Origin of the sequence: Acidovorax sacchari, assembly GCF_042847045.1 — a bacterium.
Lineage (GTDB): Bacteria > Pseudomonadota > Gammaproteobacteria > Burkholderiales > Burkholderiaceae_C > Paracidovorax > Paracidovorax sacchari.
The window spans coordinates 4,409,661-4,425,044 of sequence record NZ_AP035783.1 but is presented as its reverse complement, the minus strand read 5'-3'; the positions used below and the strand labels follow the sequence as shown (position 1 = coordinate 4,425,044).

Sequence of the window (15,384 nt, the reverse complement as noted above, 5' to 3'; positions counted from 1 at the left end):
CGGGAGCGGGCTTTCTGAGGGGAGTGCGGCCCGGGCGGAGGGCTCCGGGCGCAACGGATGATTTTAAGAGCCTCCCCGGTCCGGCGCCGCGCCGGCCGCCGTCACCTGCGGCGCAGCAGGTTGGTTTTCGCCAGTTCGACGATCTCGTCGCCCCGGCCGTTCATGACCGCCCGCGCGGCATACAGGCTGAACCCCTTGACCTGTGCGGCCTTGATCTTCGGCGGCATCGACAGCTCCATCGGGTCCACCCGCACGTCCACCAGGGCGGGGCCGTCGTGGGCCAGGGCCCGCACCAGGGCGGGCTCGAGTTCGTCCGAGCGGGCGACGCGCAGGCCCAGGAAGCCCATGCCGTTCGCGATGGCGCTGAAGTCCGGGTTCTGCAGCGCGACGTTGGTGTCGAGGTAGCCGGCAGCCTTCTGCTCCATCTGCACGAAGCCGAGTACGCCGTTGTTGATGAGCACGATCTTGATCGGCAGCTTCATCTGCACGGCCGTCAGCATGTCGCCCATCAGCATGGCGAGGCCGCCATCGCCGGAGATCGACACCACCTGGCGGTCGGGCCGCACGGCCTGCGCGCCGAGCGCCTGCGGCATCGCGTTGGCCATCGAGCCGTGGTTGAAGGAGCCGAGCAGCCGCCGCCGGCCGTTCATGCGCAGGTAGCGGGCGGCCCAGATCGCGGGCGTGCCGACATCGAAGGTGAAGACCGCATCGTCGGCTGCCAGCCGGTCGAGGGTGGCCGCCACGAACTGCGGGTGCAGCGGCTCGTCGCCCGCGCGCGGCGACGCGAGTTCGTCCAGGTCCTTGCGCGCCGCCTGGTAGTGCTCGCGCGCCTTGTCGAGAAAGCCGGTGTCGCGGCCCGGCTGGATGAGCGGAGCCAGCAGGGCGGCGGCCTCGCGCACGTCGGCCACCAGCCCCAGGCGCAGTTGCGCGCGCCGGCCCAGCGCGCCGGGGTCGCGGTCGATCTGCACGATGGCCGCATCTTCCGGGTAGAAGTCGCGATACGGAAAGTCAGTGCCCAGCATGAGCAGCGTGTCGCACTCGCGCATCGCGTGGTAGCCGGACGAGAACCCGATCAGGCCGGTCATGCCGACATCGAACGGGTTGTCCCATTCCACGTGCTCCTTCCCCCGGAAGGCGTGGACGACCGGCGCGGCCAGGGCTTTCGCCAGGGCCACCACCTCGTCGTGCGCCCCGGCGGTGCCGGCGCCCGCGAGGATGGTCACGGCCTGTGAGCCGTTCAGCAGCGCTGCGAGTTCCGAGAGCGCCGCCTCGTCCGGCAGCAGGCGCGGGGCGGCCGGCGGCGCGAAGTCCGGCCGGGCGCCCTCCGGCGCATCGAGGGTGGACACGTCGCCGGGCAGCACGATCACGGCGACGCCGTGCCGTCCGATGGCGGTGCGCATCGCGCGGTGCAGCACCTCGGGCAGCTGCTTCGGGTCCTGCACCATCTCGCAGAAATGGCTGCATTCGCGGAACAGCTCGGTCGGATGGGTCTCCTGGAAATATCCCAGGCCGATCTCGCTGGAGGGGATGTGGCTGGCGATGGCCAGCACGGGCTGGTGGTTGCGCTGGCAGTCGTAGAGCCCGTTGATGAGGTGGAGATTGCCCGGACCGCAGCTGCCCGCGCACACGGCGAGCCGCCCCGTGACCTGGGCTTCGGCACCTGCGGCGAAGGCGCCGGCCTCCTCGTGGCGCACGTGCATCCATTCGATGCCGCCGTGCCGGCGCAGGCTGTCGTTGATGGCGTTCAGGCTGTCGCCGGTGACGCCCCAGATGCGTTGCACGCCGGCATGCGCCAGGGTCTCGACCAGGAGGTCGGCCACGGATTTCGCCTTGGAGGAACCGAAAATGCCCATTGCCAGGAACTCCCTGGAAGTTGCGGTCAGGTCATTCTAGGTACGCTGGCGCCATGGGTGTAAACCCTGAATGTCGGACGTTTTCGCTTTCAGCGGACGGGCTGCCGCACCGGGCCCCGGACCGGCTGGCCCGCGTCGTGCCAGCCGAAAAATCGGCAGATTTCGGCGCGGCGCGCGAGCGCGTCCTGCCGGCCGAGCGCCATGAGTTCGCGCGTGTACCCGGGCTCGAACAGCAGGTAGCTCGCCAGCGCGGCGCCGCGCACGTCCCGTTCGTTGGCGGTCACGCCCAGGGCGCCCAGCAGGGTGCGCACGGGGGCGGGCAGGTCGCCCACGTAGCGGGCCGCCAGCGCGTCCAGCCGCTGCGACGGGGCGATCACCAGCAGCTCCAGCGGCCGCAGCGGGCTCAGCGCCCGCGCTTCGGGTGGAATCAGCGACAGGGTCTGGTTGATGCGCTGTGCGCGCTCCACGTCCACCGCCAGTGCGTCCAGGAAGATGTTGGACAGCGCGTGCCCCGCCACCTGGGCGAGCGTCGGGTAGGCCGGCACGGCCTCCGTGGACAGGTCGCCGGCCGGCTCGTGCATGCGGCCCGCGCCGATCACCAGCACGCGGCCGGCGCCCAGGTGGATGGCCGGCGCGATCGGCGCGGACTGGCGCATGGAGCCGTCGCCGAAGAACTGGGTCCGCCCGTCCAGCTCCAGCGCGGTGGCCGGAAAGACGAACGGGATCGCCGACGAGGCGAGCAGGTGGGCATGGGTGATGCGGCCGCGTGCCGCGCGGCGCTGCTGCCGCTGCCAGGGCGCGAGCGAGTCGGCGGCCTCGAAGAAGGTGATGTGCTCGCCCGAGGTGTAGCTGGATGCCGTGACGGCCAGCGCCTGCACATGGCCCGCGCGGACCAGGCGCGGCAGGCGCGAGAGCGGCACCAGCCGGGCGAGCAGTTGCTCCAGGGGCGCGTTGTCCAGCAGCGAGCGCGGGCGCATCCGCCGCCAGCGGGCCAGTGCCCAGCCCAGCGAGAGCAGGGTGAGCCAGCGTGCCCCGCTGCGCATCACGCTCAGCGAGTCCGCGCGATAGACCTGATGCGCGTGGAAGCCGCTCCATACGTGGGCGATGCGCCGCACGGCCCGGTCGAAATGGTCCGCCCCGCAGGCCAGGGCGGCGGCGTTGATGGCCCCGGCGGACGTGCCGGTGATGATGGGAAAGGGGTTGGCCTCGCGCCCCGCGCCGCAGGCCTTGCGCAGGTCGGAGATGGCCTCTAGCACGCCCACCTGGTAGGCCGCGCGTGCGCCGCCGCCCGTGAGCACGAGGCCGGCCGGGCGCTGTGCGGCGGTGCGGGACGGCGCGGCTGCCATGGGAGGGACGGCCGCTTCAGCGGCCCGTGCCGGCCGGGGCCTTGAGCAGCAGGGTGGCCAGCGCGGGGCCGTCCAGTATGTCCAGCCCGTGGCTGCGCGCAAAATCGCGGGCCGCATCGCTCACGGCGCCCAGGGGCGCGAGGTAGGCACCCGAGGCGCCATCCTGCGCCTGGACCGCGGCCTGCAGTTCGCGCAGGGGCTCCACGCCGTGGGTGGCGGCCTTCCAGCGGCGGGCGCCCACCAGCACGGAATGCCCGCCCTTGTCGAGGCGGAAGTCCGCCGCGCCACCGGCCAGCCGCTGGACGGTGTAGCCCTCGGCGAGCCAGGCTCGCTCGAGCCGGTCGGCCAGGGTGCGCCAGGGCAGGGCGCCGGCCTCGTCCAGCGCCGCCTGCAGGCGCGCGGCGCTGGGGGCGTTCCATTGCCGCCAGGCCGCCATGCTGCCCACGCCGACCAGGGGCAGCACGCCCACGGCCGCGAACGGCGCCACGTGCGCCGGCAGCAGCGCCCCGCAGGCCAGGGCGATGGCGCCCGCCGCGAGGAAGCTCACCCACCACGGCGAGCGCAGCAGGATGGCGAAAAGCGAGTTGGGGGCCATCTTCAGTTTCACGGAACGGCAATCCTCATCAAAGGCAAAAAACGAAAAACCGCGGCATTGTCCTGCGGCCCGTGAGGGTGGAGGGCAGGGAATAGACTACCCGGCCCCAAGGAGATTTACCGATATGGCAGTGACTGAACAGGCGCTACTCGCGGCGCTCGCGAGCGTACGCGATCCGCACACGGGCAAGGATTTCGTTTCCACGCGCGCGCTGCGCGACCTGCGCATCGACGGCGGCGCCGTGTCCTTCACCGTGGAACTGGGCTACCCGGCCCGCAGCCTGGAAGCCGCCCTGGCGGGCGAACTGGAGGCCGCGGCGCGTACCGTGGCGGGCGTGGAGCGGGTGTCCGCCACCATCGCCACGCGCATCGTCGCGCACGCGGTCCAGCGCGGCGTGCAGGTGCTGCCGCAGGTGCGCAACATCATCGCCGTCGCCTCTGGCAAGGGCGGGGTGGGCAAGAGCACCACGGCCGCCAACCTCGCCCTCGCGCTGGCATCCGAGGGCGCGCGCGTGGGCGTGCTCGATGCCGACATCTACGGCCCCAGCCAGCCGATGATGCTGGGCATCGCGGACCGGCCGGAGAGCACCGACGGCAAGACCATGGAGCCGCTGCGCAACCATGGCGTGCAGGTGATGTCCATCGGCTTCCTGGTGGAGCCCGACCAGGCCATGATCTGGCGCGGGCCCATGGCCACCCAGGCGCTGGAGCAGTTGCTGCGGCAGACGAACTGGCAGGACCTGGACTATCTGGTCGTGGACATGCCCCCGGGCACCGGCGACATCCAGCTCACCCTCTCGCAGCGCGTGCCCCTCACGGGCGCCGTGATCGTGACCACGCCGCAGGACATCGCGCTGCTCGATGCGCGCAAGGGCATCAAGATGTTCGAGAAGGTGGGCGTGCCCATCCTGGGCGTGGTGGAGAACATGGCCGCCCACGTGTGCAGCCAGTGCGGGCATGTCGAGCACATCTTCGGCGAGGGCGGCGGCCGCCGCATGGCCGAGGAGAACGGAATGGCCTACCTGGGCGCCCTGCCGCTGGACCTGCAGATCCGCCTGCAGGCCGACAGCGGCACCCCCACCGTGGTGGCGGAACCGGACGGCGAGGTGGCGAACATCTACCGCCGGGTGGCGCGCGAGGTGGCCGCGAAGATCGGGGCGCAAGCCAAGGATTTTTCCTCGAAGTTCCCGACCATCGCGGTCAGCAAGGACACCTGAGCCGGAGGCGCCGCTCCCGCGGTACCGCGCAAGCCTCTTCGTTGATGGCAAGTTCAGTAGAAAAAGTCAATTGCTTTTGCTGACTTGATCTATTGACGCGCGTCAATCGCAGCGTTGAAACTCCGCGCTTCCGGTAACTATTTCCGGATTTTTCATTGCGCGGAACATAACAACCTTGCTGAGTAAGGAGCGGGCATGGCGAACACACGACCAGGTTTTCTGGACAAGGAGCGGATCATCGCGGGGCCGGGATTCAACCGGTGGCTGGTGCCGCCGGCCGCGCTGGCCATCCACCTGTGCATCGGCATGGCCTACGGCTTCTCGGTCTTCTGGCTCCCCCTTTCCAAGGCGCTGTCCACCGCAGGTACGGGCGCGACCGCCTGCCCGAAGGACATGAGCTTCTTCGCCGAGCTGTTCGCCACGGGCTGCGACTGGCGCGTGGCCACCCTGGGCTGGATGTACACGCTCTTCTTCGTGTTCCTCGGCTGCTCTGCGGCCATCTGGGGCGGCTGGCTGGAGCGCGCCGGCCCGCGCAAGGCCGGCGTGGTCTCGGCCCTGTGCTGGTGCGGCGGCATGCTGCTGTCGGCGCTGGGCATCTACCTGCACCAGTTCTGGCTCATGATCCTCGGCTCCGGCGTGATCGGGGGCATCGGGCTGGGCCTGGGCTACATCTCGCCGGTGTCCACCCTCATCAAGTGGTTCCCCGACCGCCGCGGCATGGCGACCGGCATGGCCATCATGGGCTTCGGCGGCGGCGCGATGATCGGCTCGCCCCTGGCGGTGGACCTCATGAAGGCCTTTTCCACCCCGACCGATGTCGGCGTGATGCAGACCTTCGTGGTGATGGCGCTGATCTATTTCGTCTTCATGATGGCCGGCGCCCTGGGCTACCGCGTGCCGCCCACGGGCTGGAAGCCGGAAGGCTGGACGCCCCCGCCGCCCTCCGCCAACGCGATGATCACGCAGCGCCACGTGCACGTGAAGCGCGTCTGGGGCATCCCGCAGTTCTGGCTCGTGTGGATCGTGCTGTGCATGAACGTGAGCGCGGGCATCGGCGTGATCGGCATGGCCTCGCCCATGCTGCAGGAAGTCTTCGGCGGCTCGCTCATCAATGTGCCCGCGAAGTTCGGCGAACTCGACAAGGGGCAGCTCGCCGCCATCGCGGCCGTGGCCGGCGGCTTCACCGCGCTGCTGTCGCTGTTCAACATCGGCGGCCGCTTCTTCTGGGCCAGCCTCTCCGACAAGCTCGGCCGCAAGATGACCTACGTGGTGTTCTTCGTGCTGGGCGGCCTGCTGTACGCGAGCATTCCGGGCTCCGCCAGTGCGGGCAGCAAGCTGCTGTTCGTGGGCGCCTTCTGCATCATCCTGTCCATGTACGGCGGCGGCTTCGCCACGGTGCCTGCCTACCTCGCCGACCTGTTCGGCACGCAGTTCGTGGGCGCCATCCACGGCCGCCTGCTCACCGCCTGGGCCACCGCCGGCATCCTGGGCCCGGTCGTGGTGAACTACATGCGCGAGTACCAGCTGGGCCTGGGTATCCCGCGCGAGCAGGTCTACAACCAGACCATGTACATCCTCGTGGGCATGCTGGTGATCGGCCTGATCGCCAACCTGATGGTGCGCCCCCTGGCGGACAAGTGGTTCATGAGCGACGAGGAGCTGGCCCACGAGAAGAAGCTCGCCCACGAGAAGGCCGTGGCAGCCGAGGTGGGCACCGGCGCCGTCGCGGGCGGCGGCACCACCAGCCCGGCGCTGGTCGCCTTCGCCTGGGCCGCCGTGGGCATCCCGCTGGCCTGGGGCATCTACAAGACCCTGGTGAGCGCGGCCAAGTTCTTCCACTGAAGGCGAGGGGGCCGGCATGCTGCCCGGAAGCCTCGCACGGCGGATCCGCGCGGCGGCGCGGGACTTCGCCGCGGTCCACCAGGGCGGTTTCGATCTGCAGCCCGCGTCCGCGGGCCAGCCGCCCGTGCTGCGCTGCGGCGGCCGCGTCCTGAACGGCGACTTCGCGGCCGTCGACCGTTTCACGGCCCAGACCGGCGTACGCGCCACGGTGTTCGCACGCCAGGGTGACGACTTCGTGCGCATCGCCACGTCGGTGCGCAAGCAGGACGGCGAGCGGGCCGTGGGCACGCTGCTGGACCGCTCCCACCCCGCCTACCGCGCCCTGGCCGCGGGGCGCTCCTATGCCGGCTACGCCACGGTGTTCGGCCGGCAGAACCTCACACGCTACGACCCCGTCCGCGATGCGGCAGGCCAGGTCGTGGGCGTGCTCTATGTCGGGCTGGATGTGAGCGGCATCCCCGCGCTGGGCGCGGCGGCGCGGCTGGCGCTGTCGGTGGTGGTCGCGCAGTACGCGATCGGCGCCGTGGCATGGGCGCTGCTGCCGCCCCTGCAGCCTGCCTGGCTCGCGGTCTCGGTGTTCCTGCCGCCGGTGGTCGCCGCCGTGGTGTATGCCCTCGCGCGGCGCGGCATCACCCGGCCCGTGGCCGAGGGCTGCTCCGCGGCCCAGCGCGTGGCCGCGGGCGACCTCACCACGCAGATGCACGTCGATCGCCGGGACGAGGTGGGCCAGATGCTGCAGGCTATCAACGGCATCGGCGTGGGCCTCACCGGCCTGGTCACGCAGGTGCGCCAGGGGGCCGAGTCGCTGCGGGTGGCCACGCGCGAGATCGCCGAAGGCAATGGCGACCTGGCCTCGCGCACCGAGCGGCAGGCGGGCGAGCTGAACGCCGCGGCTTCGGCGCTGCAGCGGCTCACCGCCACCGTGGCGCAGAACGCCGAGCATGCCCGGCAGGTGAACGGCCTCATGGGCGAAGTCTCGCAGGCCTCGGCGCAGAGCGGCGAGGCCGTGGAACGCGTCGTGCAGACCATGGCCGGCATGCGGGAGGACGCCCACCGCATCCAGGACATCATCGGCATCATCGACGGCATCGCCTTCCAGACCAACATCCTCGCGCTGAACGCGGCCGTCGAGGCCGCGCGCGCGGGCGAGCAGGGCCGGGGTTTCGCGGTGGTGGCGGCGGAGGTGCGCGCGCTCGCGCAGCGCTCTGCCGGCTCCGCGCGGGAAATCCGCACGCTGATCGCGGCCTCGGTGGAGCGGGCGGACGGCGGCAGCGGCCTGGTGGATGCTGCGCGCACCTCCATGCAGGGGATTGCCGGCTCCATCGGCGACGTGACCCGGCTCATCGAGGGCATCGCCGCGGCGAGCAGCGAGCAGAGCCAGGGCATCGAAGGCATCCACGACAGCGTGGGCCGCATCGAGCAGATGACCCAGCAGAACGCGGCCCTGGTCGAGCAGGCCGCGGCGGCGGCGCTGCGCATGCGCGAGCAGGCGGCGGGGCTGGCCGACGCGGCCGCGAAATTCAGGACGCCCGCATGAGCGCGCGGCCCCGTTGCATTGCCGGCGGCCATTCGCCGCGCTGCGATAACCCGGCGCCTGCAAGGGCCTGGGCCTCCGGCGTAGCCTGTGGGCCGTGCGTCCGGCGCGATGCGGGCGGCCGTGCTTCATCCATCCGCGATGATTGCATTCCAAGGAGACCACGATGAGCGAACAGAAAATCGAGTTCTACAAAGGCCCGGCGGGAGGCTGGGGCGCGCTCAACAGCGTGAAGAACACCCTGCTGCGGCAGGACATCCCCCTCAAGGGCGCCAAGACGCTGCTCTCGGCCAACCAGCCCGACGGCTTCGACTGCCCCGGCTGCGCCTGGCCGGACCGCAACCATGCCTCCACCTTCGAGTTCTGCGAGAACGGCGCCAAGGCCGTGGCGGCCGAAGCCACGGCGCGCCGCGCCGGCCCCGAGCTGTTCGCGCGGCACACGGTGGCCGAGCTGGCCGCGCAGAGCGATTTCTGGCTGGAAGACCAGGGCCGGCTCACGCATCCCATGGTGTACGACGCCGCGAGCGACCGCTACGTGCCGATCGCATGGGACGACGCCTTCGCGCTCATCGCCCGGCATTTGAACGCGCTGCCCGACCCCGACCAGGCCATCTTCTACACCTCCGGCCGGGCCAGCAACGAGGCCGCCTTCCTCTACCAGCTGTTCGTGCGCGAATACGGCACGAACAACTTCCCCGACTGCTCCAACATGTGCCACGAGCCCAGCGGCAGCGCCATGCGCCCGCAGATCGGCGTGGGCAAGGGCACGGTCACGCTGCAGGATTTCGAGCAGGCCGACGCGATCTTCATCTTCGGCCAGAACCCCGGCACCAACCACCCGCGCATGCTGGGCGAACTGCGCGAGGCCCACAAGCGCGGCGCGCAGATCGTGAGCTTCAACCCGTTGCGCGAGCGCGGCCTGGAGCGCTTCGCGGATCCGCAGAACAAGATGGAGATGGCCACCCTGGGCTCCACGCCGATCAGCACGCACTACTTCCAGGTGCGCGTGGGCGGCGACCTCGCCGTGGTCAAGGGCATGATGAAGCACCTGGTGGAGGTGGAGGACCGCGAGGGCGGCGTGCTGGACCATGCCTTCATCCGGGAGCACACCACGGGCATCGAGGCGCTGCTGGCTGACCTGCGCGCCGAGTCCTGGGCGCTCATCGAGCAGGAGTCGGGCCTGTCCGAGGCGCAGATCCGCGCCGCCGCCGAGGTCTATCGCCAGGCCCGCAGCGTCATCGCCTGCTGGGGCATGGGCATCACCCAGCACATGCACTCGGTGGCGACGATCCAGATGATCGTCAACTGGCTGCTGCTGCGCGGCAACATCGGCCGCCCCGGCGCAGGGCCGTGCCCCGTGCGCGGGCACAGCAACGTGCAGGGCGACCGCACCATGGGCATCTGGGAAAAGCCCCCGGCCGCGCTGCTGGACCGCCTGCAGGAGGTCTTCGGCTTCGAGCCGCCGCGCGAGCCCGGCGTGGACACGGTGGAGGCCATCCGTGCCATGCTGGACGGCAAGGCGCGCGTTTTCTTCGCGCTGGGCGGCAACTTCGCCGCGGCCACACCGGACACCTACGAGACCTGGAAGGCGCTGCAGCGCTGCGACCTCACGGTGCACGTGACCACCAAGCTCAACCGCAGCCACATCGTGCACGGGCGCGAGGCCCTGATCCTGCCCTGCCTGGGCCGCACCGAGATCGACATGCAGGCCGCCGGCCCGCAGGGCGTGACGGTGGAGGATTCCATGAGCATGGTGCACATCTCCATGGGCATCAACCCGCCCGCATCCGGGCACCTGCTGTCCGAGCCCGCCATCGTCGCGCGGCTGGCCGCGGCCACGCTGGGGGCGCGCAGCCGCGTTCCCTGGCTCTGGATGATCGAGGACTACGCCCGCATCCGCGACAAGATCGAGCAGGTGTTCTCCGACTTCAAGGACTTCAACCAGCGCATCGCCGTGCCGGGCGGCTTCCGCCTGCGCAACACGGCCAGCGAGCGCATCTGGAACACCGAGGCGCACAAGGCCGTCTTCGTGGCCCACCCGGTGCCGCAGGACACGCCGGTGCACCAGGCCCGCGCCCGCACGCGCGACACCGTGGTGTTCACGCTGCTCACCACACGCTCGCACGACCAGTACAACACCACCATCTACGGCCAGGACGACCGCTACCGGGGCGTCTATGGCCAGCGCCGCGTGGTCTTCATCCACCCCGAGGACATCCGCGCGCTGGGGATGAAGGACGGCGACTGGGTCGATATCCAGACCGTGTGGAGCGACGGCCAGGAACGGCGCGCCGACCGCTTCAAGCTGGTGGGCTACGACATCCCGCGCGGCAACCTCGCCGCCTACTACCCCGAGACCAACCCGCTGGTGCCGCTCTCGTCCGTGGCGCTGAACGCGGGCACGCCGACTTCCAAGTCCATTCCCGTCGTGCTGGTGCCCAGTGCTGCCGGGGCCGAGGCCCCGGCAGCGGGCCCGTCCGCCGAAGTGGCGCCTGCCGCCGTCTGAGCCTGCCTTGACCGTTCCGGACGACGATTTCACTGCTGCGCTGCTCGCGGCACTTGCCGAACTCGATGCACCGCAGGGCGTATCCCTGCCGCGCCTCGCCAAGCGCCTGGGGCAGCCCGGCAGCGCCGTGCTGCGCCGCCTGCACCGCCTGCACCTGCTCGGCGACGCCGTGCTGGGCGGCACGCCGGGGCCGGGATGGGTGCGCGTGGCCCAGGACGGCGACCGCTGGCTGGCCTACCTCACCGAGGCCGGGCGTATGCAGGCGGCCGGCAGGATGGCCGATGCCTGCACCATGCCGGCCGTTGCCGGTGGCCCGGGCCCACGGGGAGGCGAGGATGGCGAGGGCGATAAAGACTGCGAAGTGCCTGCTGCGCCCGTGCCGGAGCCCGTGGTGGCGCGTGCCGTGCAACGCCATGCGGGGGGGGCCGGCAACACGCCGGCCGCTGCGGGGGCGCCGCCTGTGGATGCCCTGGCCTGGCAGGACGATGCCGTGGCGTCGGAAGTCCCCGTCGCCCTGGTCTTCAACGGCCTGTCGCATGCCGTCATGATGGCCACGCCCTCGGACCTGCAGGCCTTCGCGCTGGGTTTCGCGCTCAGCGAGGGGCTGATCGACTCGCCCGCGGACTGCCGCGGCATCGACGTGTTCTCGCGCAACGGCCCGCAGGCCGGCGGCGGGGGCGTGGCCTGCGAGGTACACCTGGAGATCGCCACGCGCTGCTTCGCGCGCCTCAAGGAGCGCCGCCGGGCGCTGGCCGGACGCACGGGCTGCGGCCTGTGCGGCATCGACAGCCTGCAGGCGCTGGACCTCGTGCCCGAGCGCGTCCGCGCGCGCTCCTGGGCCGCGGCGCTGCCGGCCGGCGTGGTGCTGCGCGCGGTGGCCACCATGCCGGCCCTGCAGGTGCTGAACGCCGCCGCGGGCGCCCTGCATGCCGCGGCCTGGGCCACGCCGGAGGGCGAACTCACCGACCTGCTGGAAGACGTGGGGCGCCACAACGCGCTCGACAAGCTGATCGGCCGCCTCGCGCTGCAGGGGCGCTCCGGCGAAGACGGCTTCGTCGTAATGTCCAGCCGCGCCAGCTACGAACTGGTGCGCAAATGCGCCCGGCTCGACATCCCCCTGCTCGCCACCGTCTCCGCACCCACCTCCCTGGCCGTGGACCTGGCGGCGCAGGCCGGTATCGCGCTCTGGGGCCTGTGCCGCCCGCCGCGTGCTGTGCGCTACACCGCCAGCCCCGATTCCTGAACGGCGCGGCACCGGCCGGTCGCACCGCCGGCGCCGGGCCCGGGCATGCGGATTGCCCGAACCGGGGACGGGCTTTGGCGCCGCGCTGGCGCCCCGGTCCGCCTTTCCTTCAGGAGGCACATCCCTTATGGCATCCCCATCTTCCGGCGCCCCCACGCCGTCCCCTTCCAACCCGCAGCCGCCGGGCGGCCAGCCCGGCCGCGATCCGCTCTCCTTCGGCCATTCCGTCGCGGGCGAGGAAGACCCGGGCGCGGCGTTCGACAACGAGACGCCCCAAGCCGGCGCCCCGGCAGGCCCGGTGCCGCGGCCGGGCGCATCCGACCAGCCCGCGGGGCAGGGAGGACGCGATCCGCGCCCGGCCACGCCCCCGCTGGCGCCGGGCGACGAAGCCGCCCCCGGCACGCCCGGTACGGGCGAGAACCTCTGCCCCGCCTGCGGCGGCACGGGCCGGCGCGAAGGCGCGCCCTGCACCGAATGCGCCGGCACCGGACGGGTGACCGTCGGCATCGGCGGCGCCTGAGCGGCGCATCGGCGGCCGTGGCCCCTGTGCCCTTGCGGGCCTTGCAGCGCGTCCCTGCGCGACCGGGTGCCCCGGCGCGGCGGAGGGCTGCCGCGTTTGCGCTAAGGTAGCCGCCCATGACCTCCCTGCCGCCCTTCATCCAGCTGGGCTGGCGCATGCTCCGGCGCGACCTGCGCGCGGGCGGCCTGCGCCTGCTCACCGTCGCCGTGGCCCTGGCCGTCGCGGCCCTCACCTCCGTGGGGTTCTTCTCCGACCGCCTGCAGGGCGGACTGGAGCGGGACGCACTGCAGCTGCTGGGCGGGGACGTGGTCATCGCCAGCGACCAGCCCACGCCCGAGGCCTTCATCGACAAGGCGCGCGCCCTGGGGCTGCGCGGCGTGACCACCATCGGCTTTCCCACGATGGGGCGTGCGGACGATGCCCAGGGCGGCGCCAGCCGGCTCGTGGCCCTCAAGAGCGTGGAGCCCGGCTACCCGCTGCGCGGCAGCCTGCAGACCGCCGATGCGCCGGGTGCGCCCGCGGCGGCCACGCGTGACATCCCGGCGCGCGGCGAGGTCTGGGTCGATCCCGCGCTGCTGGAGTCCCTGGGCCTGAAGCTGGGCGATACGCTGCTGCTGGGCGACGCCCGCCTGCGCATCGCGCGCACCATCGCCATCGAGCCCGACCGCGGAGCCGGCTTCATGAGCTTCGCGCCGCGCGCCATGGTGAACGCTGCCGACCTGCCCGCCAGCGGCCTCGTGCAACCGGCCAGCCGGCTCACCTATCGCTTCGCCGTGGCCGGGGACGCGCCCGCCGCGGTGCAGCAATACACCGCCTGGGCCGCCCAGGCCGTGCAGGCACCGGGCGTCCACGGCGTGCGGGTCGAATCGCTCGACAGCGGCCGCCCGGAAATGCGCCAGACGCTGGACCGCGCCCGCAAATTCCTCAGCCTCGTCGCCCTGCTGGCCGCGCTGCTCTCCGCCGTGGCCGTCGCCCTGGCCGCACGCGGCTTCGCGAGCGATCACCTCGACGCCGCCGCGCTGCTGCGCGTGCTCGGGCAGAGCCAGCGCGGCATCGCGGGTGGCTACGTGGTGGAGTTCGCGCTGGTGGGCGTTTTCGCGAGCGCCGTGGGCGTGGCCCTGGGCTATGCGGTGCACCACGTCTTCGTGCTACTGCTCGCCGGCCTCGTCGAGGCCACCTTGCCCGCACCCAGCCTCTGGCCCGTGGCCTTCGGCTTCGGCATGGGGCTCACCCTGATGATGGCCTTCGGCCTGCCGCCCGTGCTGCAACTGGCCCGCGTGCCGCCGCTGCGCGTCATCCGGCGCGACCTGGGCGCCCTCAAGCCCGCATCGCTCGCCGTGCTCGGCGTGGGCGTGGCCGGCTTCGCCGCGCTGCTGCTGGCCGTGAGCAGCGACCGCAAGCTCGGCCTCATCGCCGTGGGCGGCTTCGCGGGCGCGGTGGTGCTGTTCGCGCTGCTGGGCTGGGTGGCCGTCAAGGTGCTGCGCGCCAGCGTCAACGAGGCCACCGCCCCGCGCTGGCTGGTGCTGGCCACGCGCCAGATCGCGGCCCGCCCCGTCTATGCCGTCGTGCAGGTCAGCAGCCTGGCCGTGGGCCTTTTGGCCCTGGTGCTGCTCGTGCTGCTGCGCACCGACCTCATCGACAGCTGGCAGCGCGCCACCCCCGCCGACGCGCCCGACCGCTTCGTCATCAACGTCATGCCCGACCAGGCCGACGCCTTCCAGGCCGCGCTGCGCGACGCGGGCGTGCGCCGCTACGACTGGTTCCCCATGATCCGCGGCCGCCTCGTGGCCATCAACGGCCGCGAGGTGGGCCCGCAGGACTACACCGACGACCGCGCCCAGCGCCTCGTGGACCGCGAATTCAACCTCTCCAACGCCGCGAAGGCGCCGGAGCACAACACCGTGGTGGCCGGCCGCTGGACGGATGGCGCGGCCGGCGAGATCAGTGTGGAGGACGGCATCGCCGAAACCCTGGGCCTGAAGCTGGGCGACACCCTGCGCTTCGACATCGCCGGCGTGCCCAGCGAGGCGCGCATCACCAGCCTGCGCAAGGTGGACTGGAGCTCCTTGCGCGCCAATTTCTTCGTGATGTACACCACCGACCGCATGCCGCCCGAGCTGCCCGTCACCTACCTGGCGGCCTACCGCGCGCCCACCACGCCCGGCTTCGACAACCACCTGGTGCAGGCCTTCCCCAACATCACCAACGTGGACATGGGCGCCACCCTGGCCCAGGTGCAGCGCGTGCTCGGGCAGGTCGTGCGGGCCGTCGAATTCCTGTTCGGCTTCACGCTCGCGGCCGGCCTCGTCGTGCTTTTTGCGGCCGTCACCGCCACGCGCGAAGAGCGCGCCCGCGAATTCGCCATCATGCGCGCCGTGGGCGCCCGCGCCAGCCTGCTGCGCCAGGTGCAGCGCGCCGAGCTCGCCGGCATCGGCCTGCTCGCGGGCTTCCTGGCCAGCACCGTCGCCGTCGCCGTGGGCTGGGCCCTCGCGCGCTACGTGTTCGACTTCCAGTGGACCGCCGCTCCCTGGGTGCCCCTGGCCGGCGCCCTCGCGGGGGCGCTGCTGGCCCCGGGTGCCGGCTGGTGGGGATTGCGGGAAGTGCTGCGGCGCCCGGTGGTGGAGACGCTGCGGCGGGCGGCGGAGTGAGTGAGCGAATGAATGATTGAGTGACAGAGAAGAAGGGGAGGGCAGGTCACGGGCAAGCCGGATGAGCCCCGGGGCCGTCGG

10 protein-coding genes are annotated in these 15,384 nt (G+C 71.9%); 7 read left to right on the top strand and 3 right to left on the bottom strand.

The window, feature by feature from the left end; all coding sequences use genetic code 11:
• Positions 1-101 precede the first annotated feature (101 nt).
• The 3 genes from poxB to ACGHC0_RS19555 form a co-directional block, all read right to left on the bottom strand.
• A complete protein-coding gene (poxB, locus tag ACGHC0_RS19565) occupies positions 102-1,853 on the bottom strand; it encodes a ubiquinone-dependent pyruvate dehydrogenase (RefSeq protein ID WP_368352544.1) in 1,752 nt (583 codons plus the stop codon).
• An 89-nt stretch (positions 1,854-1,942) separates the two neighbouring features.
• Positions 1,943-3,199: a patatin-like phospholipase family protein gene (locus tag ACGHC0_RS19560; RefSeq protein WP_368352543.1), complete on the bottom strand. Its 1,257-nt coding sequence runs from the start codon at positions 3,197-3,199 to the stop codon at positions 1,943-1,945.
• Between the two features lie 16 nt (positions 3,200-3,215).
• Positions 3,216-3,794 carry a restriction endonuclease gene (locus tag ACGHC0_RS19555; protein WP_368355671.1) on the bottom strand — a complete coding sequence of 193 codons (579 nt, stop codon included), beginning with the start codon at positions 3,792-3,794 and terminating at the stop codon, positions 3,216-3,218.
• Between the two features lie 124 nt (positions 3,795-3,918).
• Here ACGHC0_RS19555 and apbC point away from each other — a divergent pair, with 124 nt between their 5' ends.
• The 7 genes from apbC to ACGHC0_RS19520 all read left to right on the top strand — a co-directional run bounded on the left by apbC (position 3,919) and on the right by ACGHC0_RS19520 (position 15,303).
• A complete protein-coding gene (gene apbC / locus ACGHC0_RS19550) occupies positions 3,919-5,010 on the top strand; it encodes an iron-sulfur cluster carrier protein ApbC (protein WP_368352542.1) in 1,092 nt (363 codons plus the stop codon).
• Positions 5,011-5,205: 195 nt separating this feature from the next.
• Complete coding sequence (locus ACGHC0_RS19545; RefSeq protein WP_368352541.1) at positions 5,206-6,852, top strand: OFA family MFS transporter; 1,647 nt, start codon at positions 5,206-5,208, stop codon at positions 6,850-6,852.
• Between the two features lie 16 nt (positions 6,853-6,868).
• Entirely contained in the window at positions 6,869-8,389 is a 1,521-nt protein-coding gene (locus ACGHC0_RS19540; RefSeq protein ID WP_368352540.1) for a methyl-accepting chemotaxis protein, read from the top strand.
• Between the two features lie 163 nt (positions 8,390-8,552).
• Complete coding sequence (locus tag ACGHC0_RS19535; protein ID WP_368352539.1) at positions 8,553-10,892, top strand: FdhF/YdeP family oxidoreductase; 2,340 nt, start codon at positions 8,553-8,555, stop codon at positions 10,890-10,892.
• 292 nt (positions 10,893-11,184) lie between these two features.
• Positions 11,185-12,135 (top strand): formate dehydrogenase accessory sulfurtransferase FdhD, encoded by a 951-nt coding sequence (gene fdhD / locus ACGHC0_RS19530; protein WP_405045367.1) that lies wholly within the window; start codon positions 11,185-11,187, stop codon positions 12,133-12,135.
• Between the two features lie 127 nt (positions 12,136-12,262).
• The gene (locus ACGHC0_RS19525) at positions 12,263-12,655 is read left to right on the top strand and encodes a hypothetical protein (RefSeq protein ID WP_368352538.1); all 393 of its coding nucleotides are present in this window, start codon (positions 12,263-12,265) and stop codon (positions 12,653-12,655) included.
• A 116-nt stretch (positions 12,656-12,771) separates the two neighbouring features.
• Positions 12,772-15,303 (top strand): ABC transporter permease, encoded by a 2,532-nt coding sequence (locus ACGHC0_RS19520; protein WP_415266514.1) that lies wholly within the window; start codon positions 12,772-12,774, stop codon positions 15,301-15,303.
• Positions 15,304-15,384 lie beyond the last annotated feature (81 nt).

Coding starts and splice junctions, on each gene's coding strand:
- ACGHC0_RS19520 (WP_415266514.1), top strand. CDS start 12,772: ATGACCTCCCTGCCGCCCTTCATCCAGCTGGGCTGGCGCATGCTCCGG.
- apbC (WP_368352542.1), top strand. CDS start 3,919: ATGGCAGTGACTGAACAGGCGCTACTCGCGGCGCTCGCGAGCGTACGC.
- ACGHC0_RS19555 (WP_368355671.1), bottom strand. CDS start 3,794: ATGGCCCCCAACTCGCTTTTCGCCATCCTGCTGCGCTCGCCGTGGTGG.
- ACGHC0_RS19540 (WP_368352540.1), top strand. CDS start 6,869: ATGCTGCCCGGAAGCCTCGCACGGCGGATCCGCGCGGCGGCGCGGGAC.
- fdhD (WP_405045367.1), top strand. CDS start 11,185: ATGCCGGCCGTTGCCGGTGGCCCGGGCCCACGGGGAGGCGAGGATGGC.
- poxB (WP_368352544.1), bottom strand. CDS start 1,853: ATGGGCATTTTCGGTTCCTCCAAGGCGAAATCCGTGGCCGACCTCCTG.
- ACGHC0_RS19535 (WP_368352539.1), top strand. CDS start 8,553: ATGAGCGAACAGAAAATCGAGTTCTACAAAGGCCCGGCGGGAGGCTGG.
- ACGHC0_RS19560 (WP_368352543.1), bottom strand. CDS start 3,199: ATGGCAGCCGCGCCGTCCCGCACCGCCGCACAGCGCCCGGCCGGCCTC.
- ACGHC0_RS19525 (WP_368352538.1), top strand. CDS start 12,263: ATGGCATCCCCATCTTCCGGCGCCCCCACGCCGTCCCCTTCCAACCCG.
- ACGHC0_RS19545 (WP_368352541.1), top strand. CDS start 5,206: ATGGCGAACACACGACCAGGTTTTCTGGACAAGGAGCGGATCATCGCG.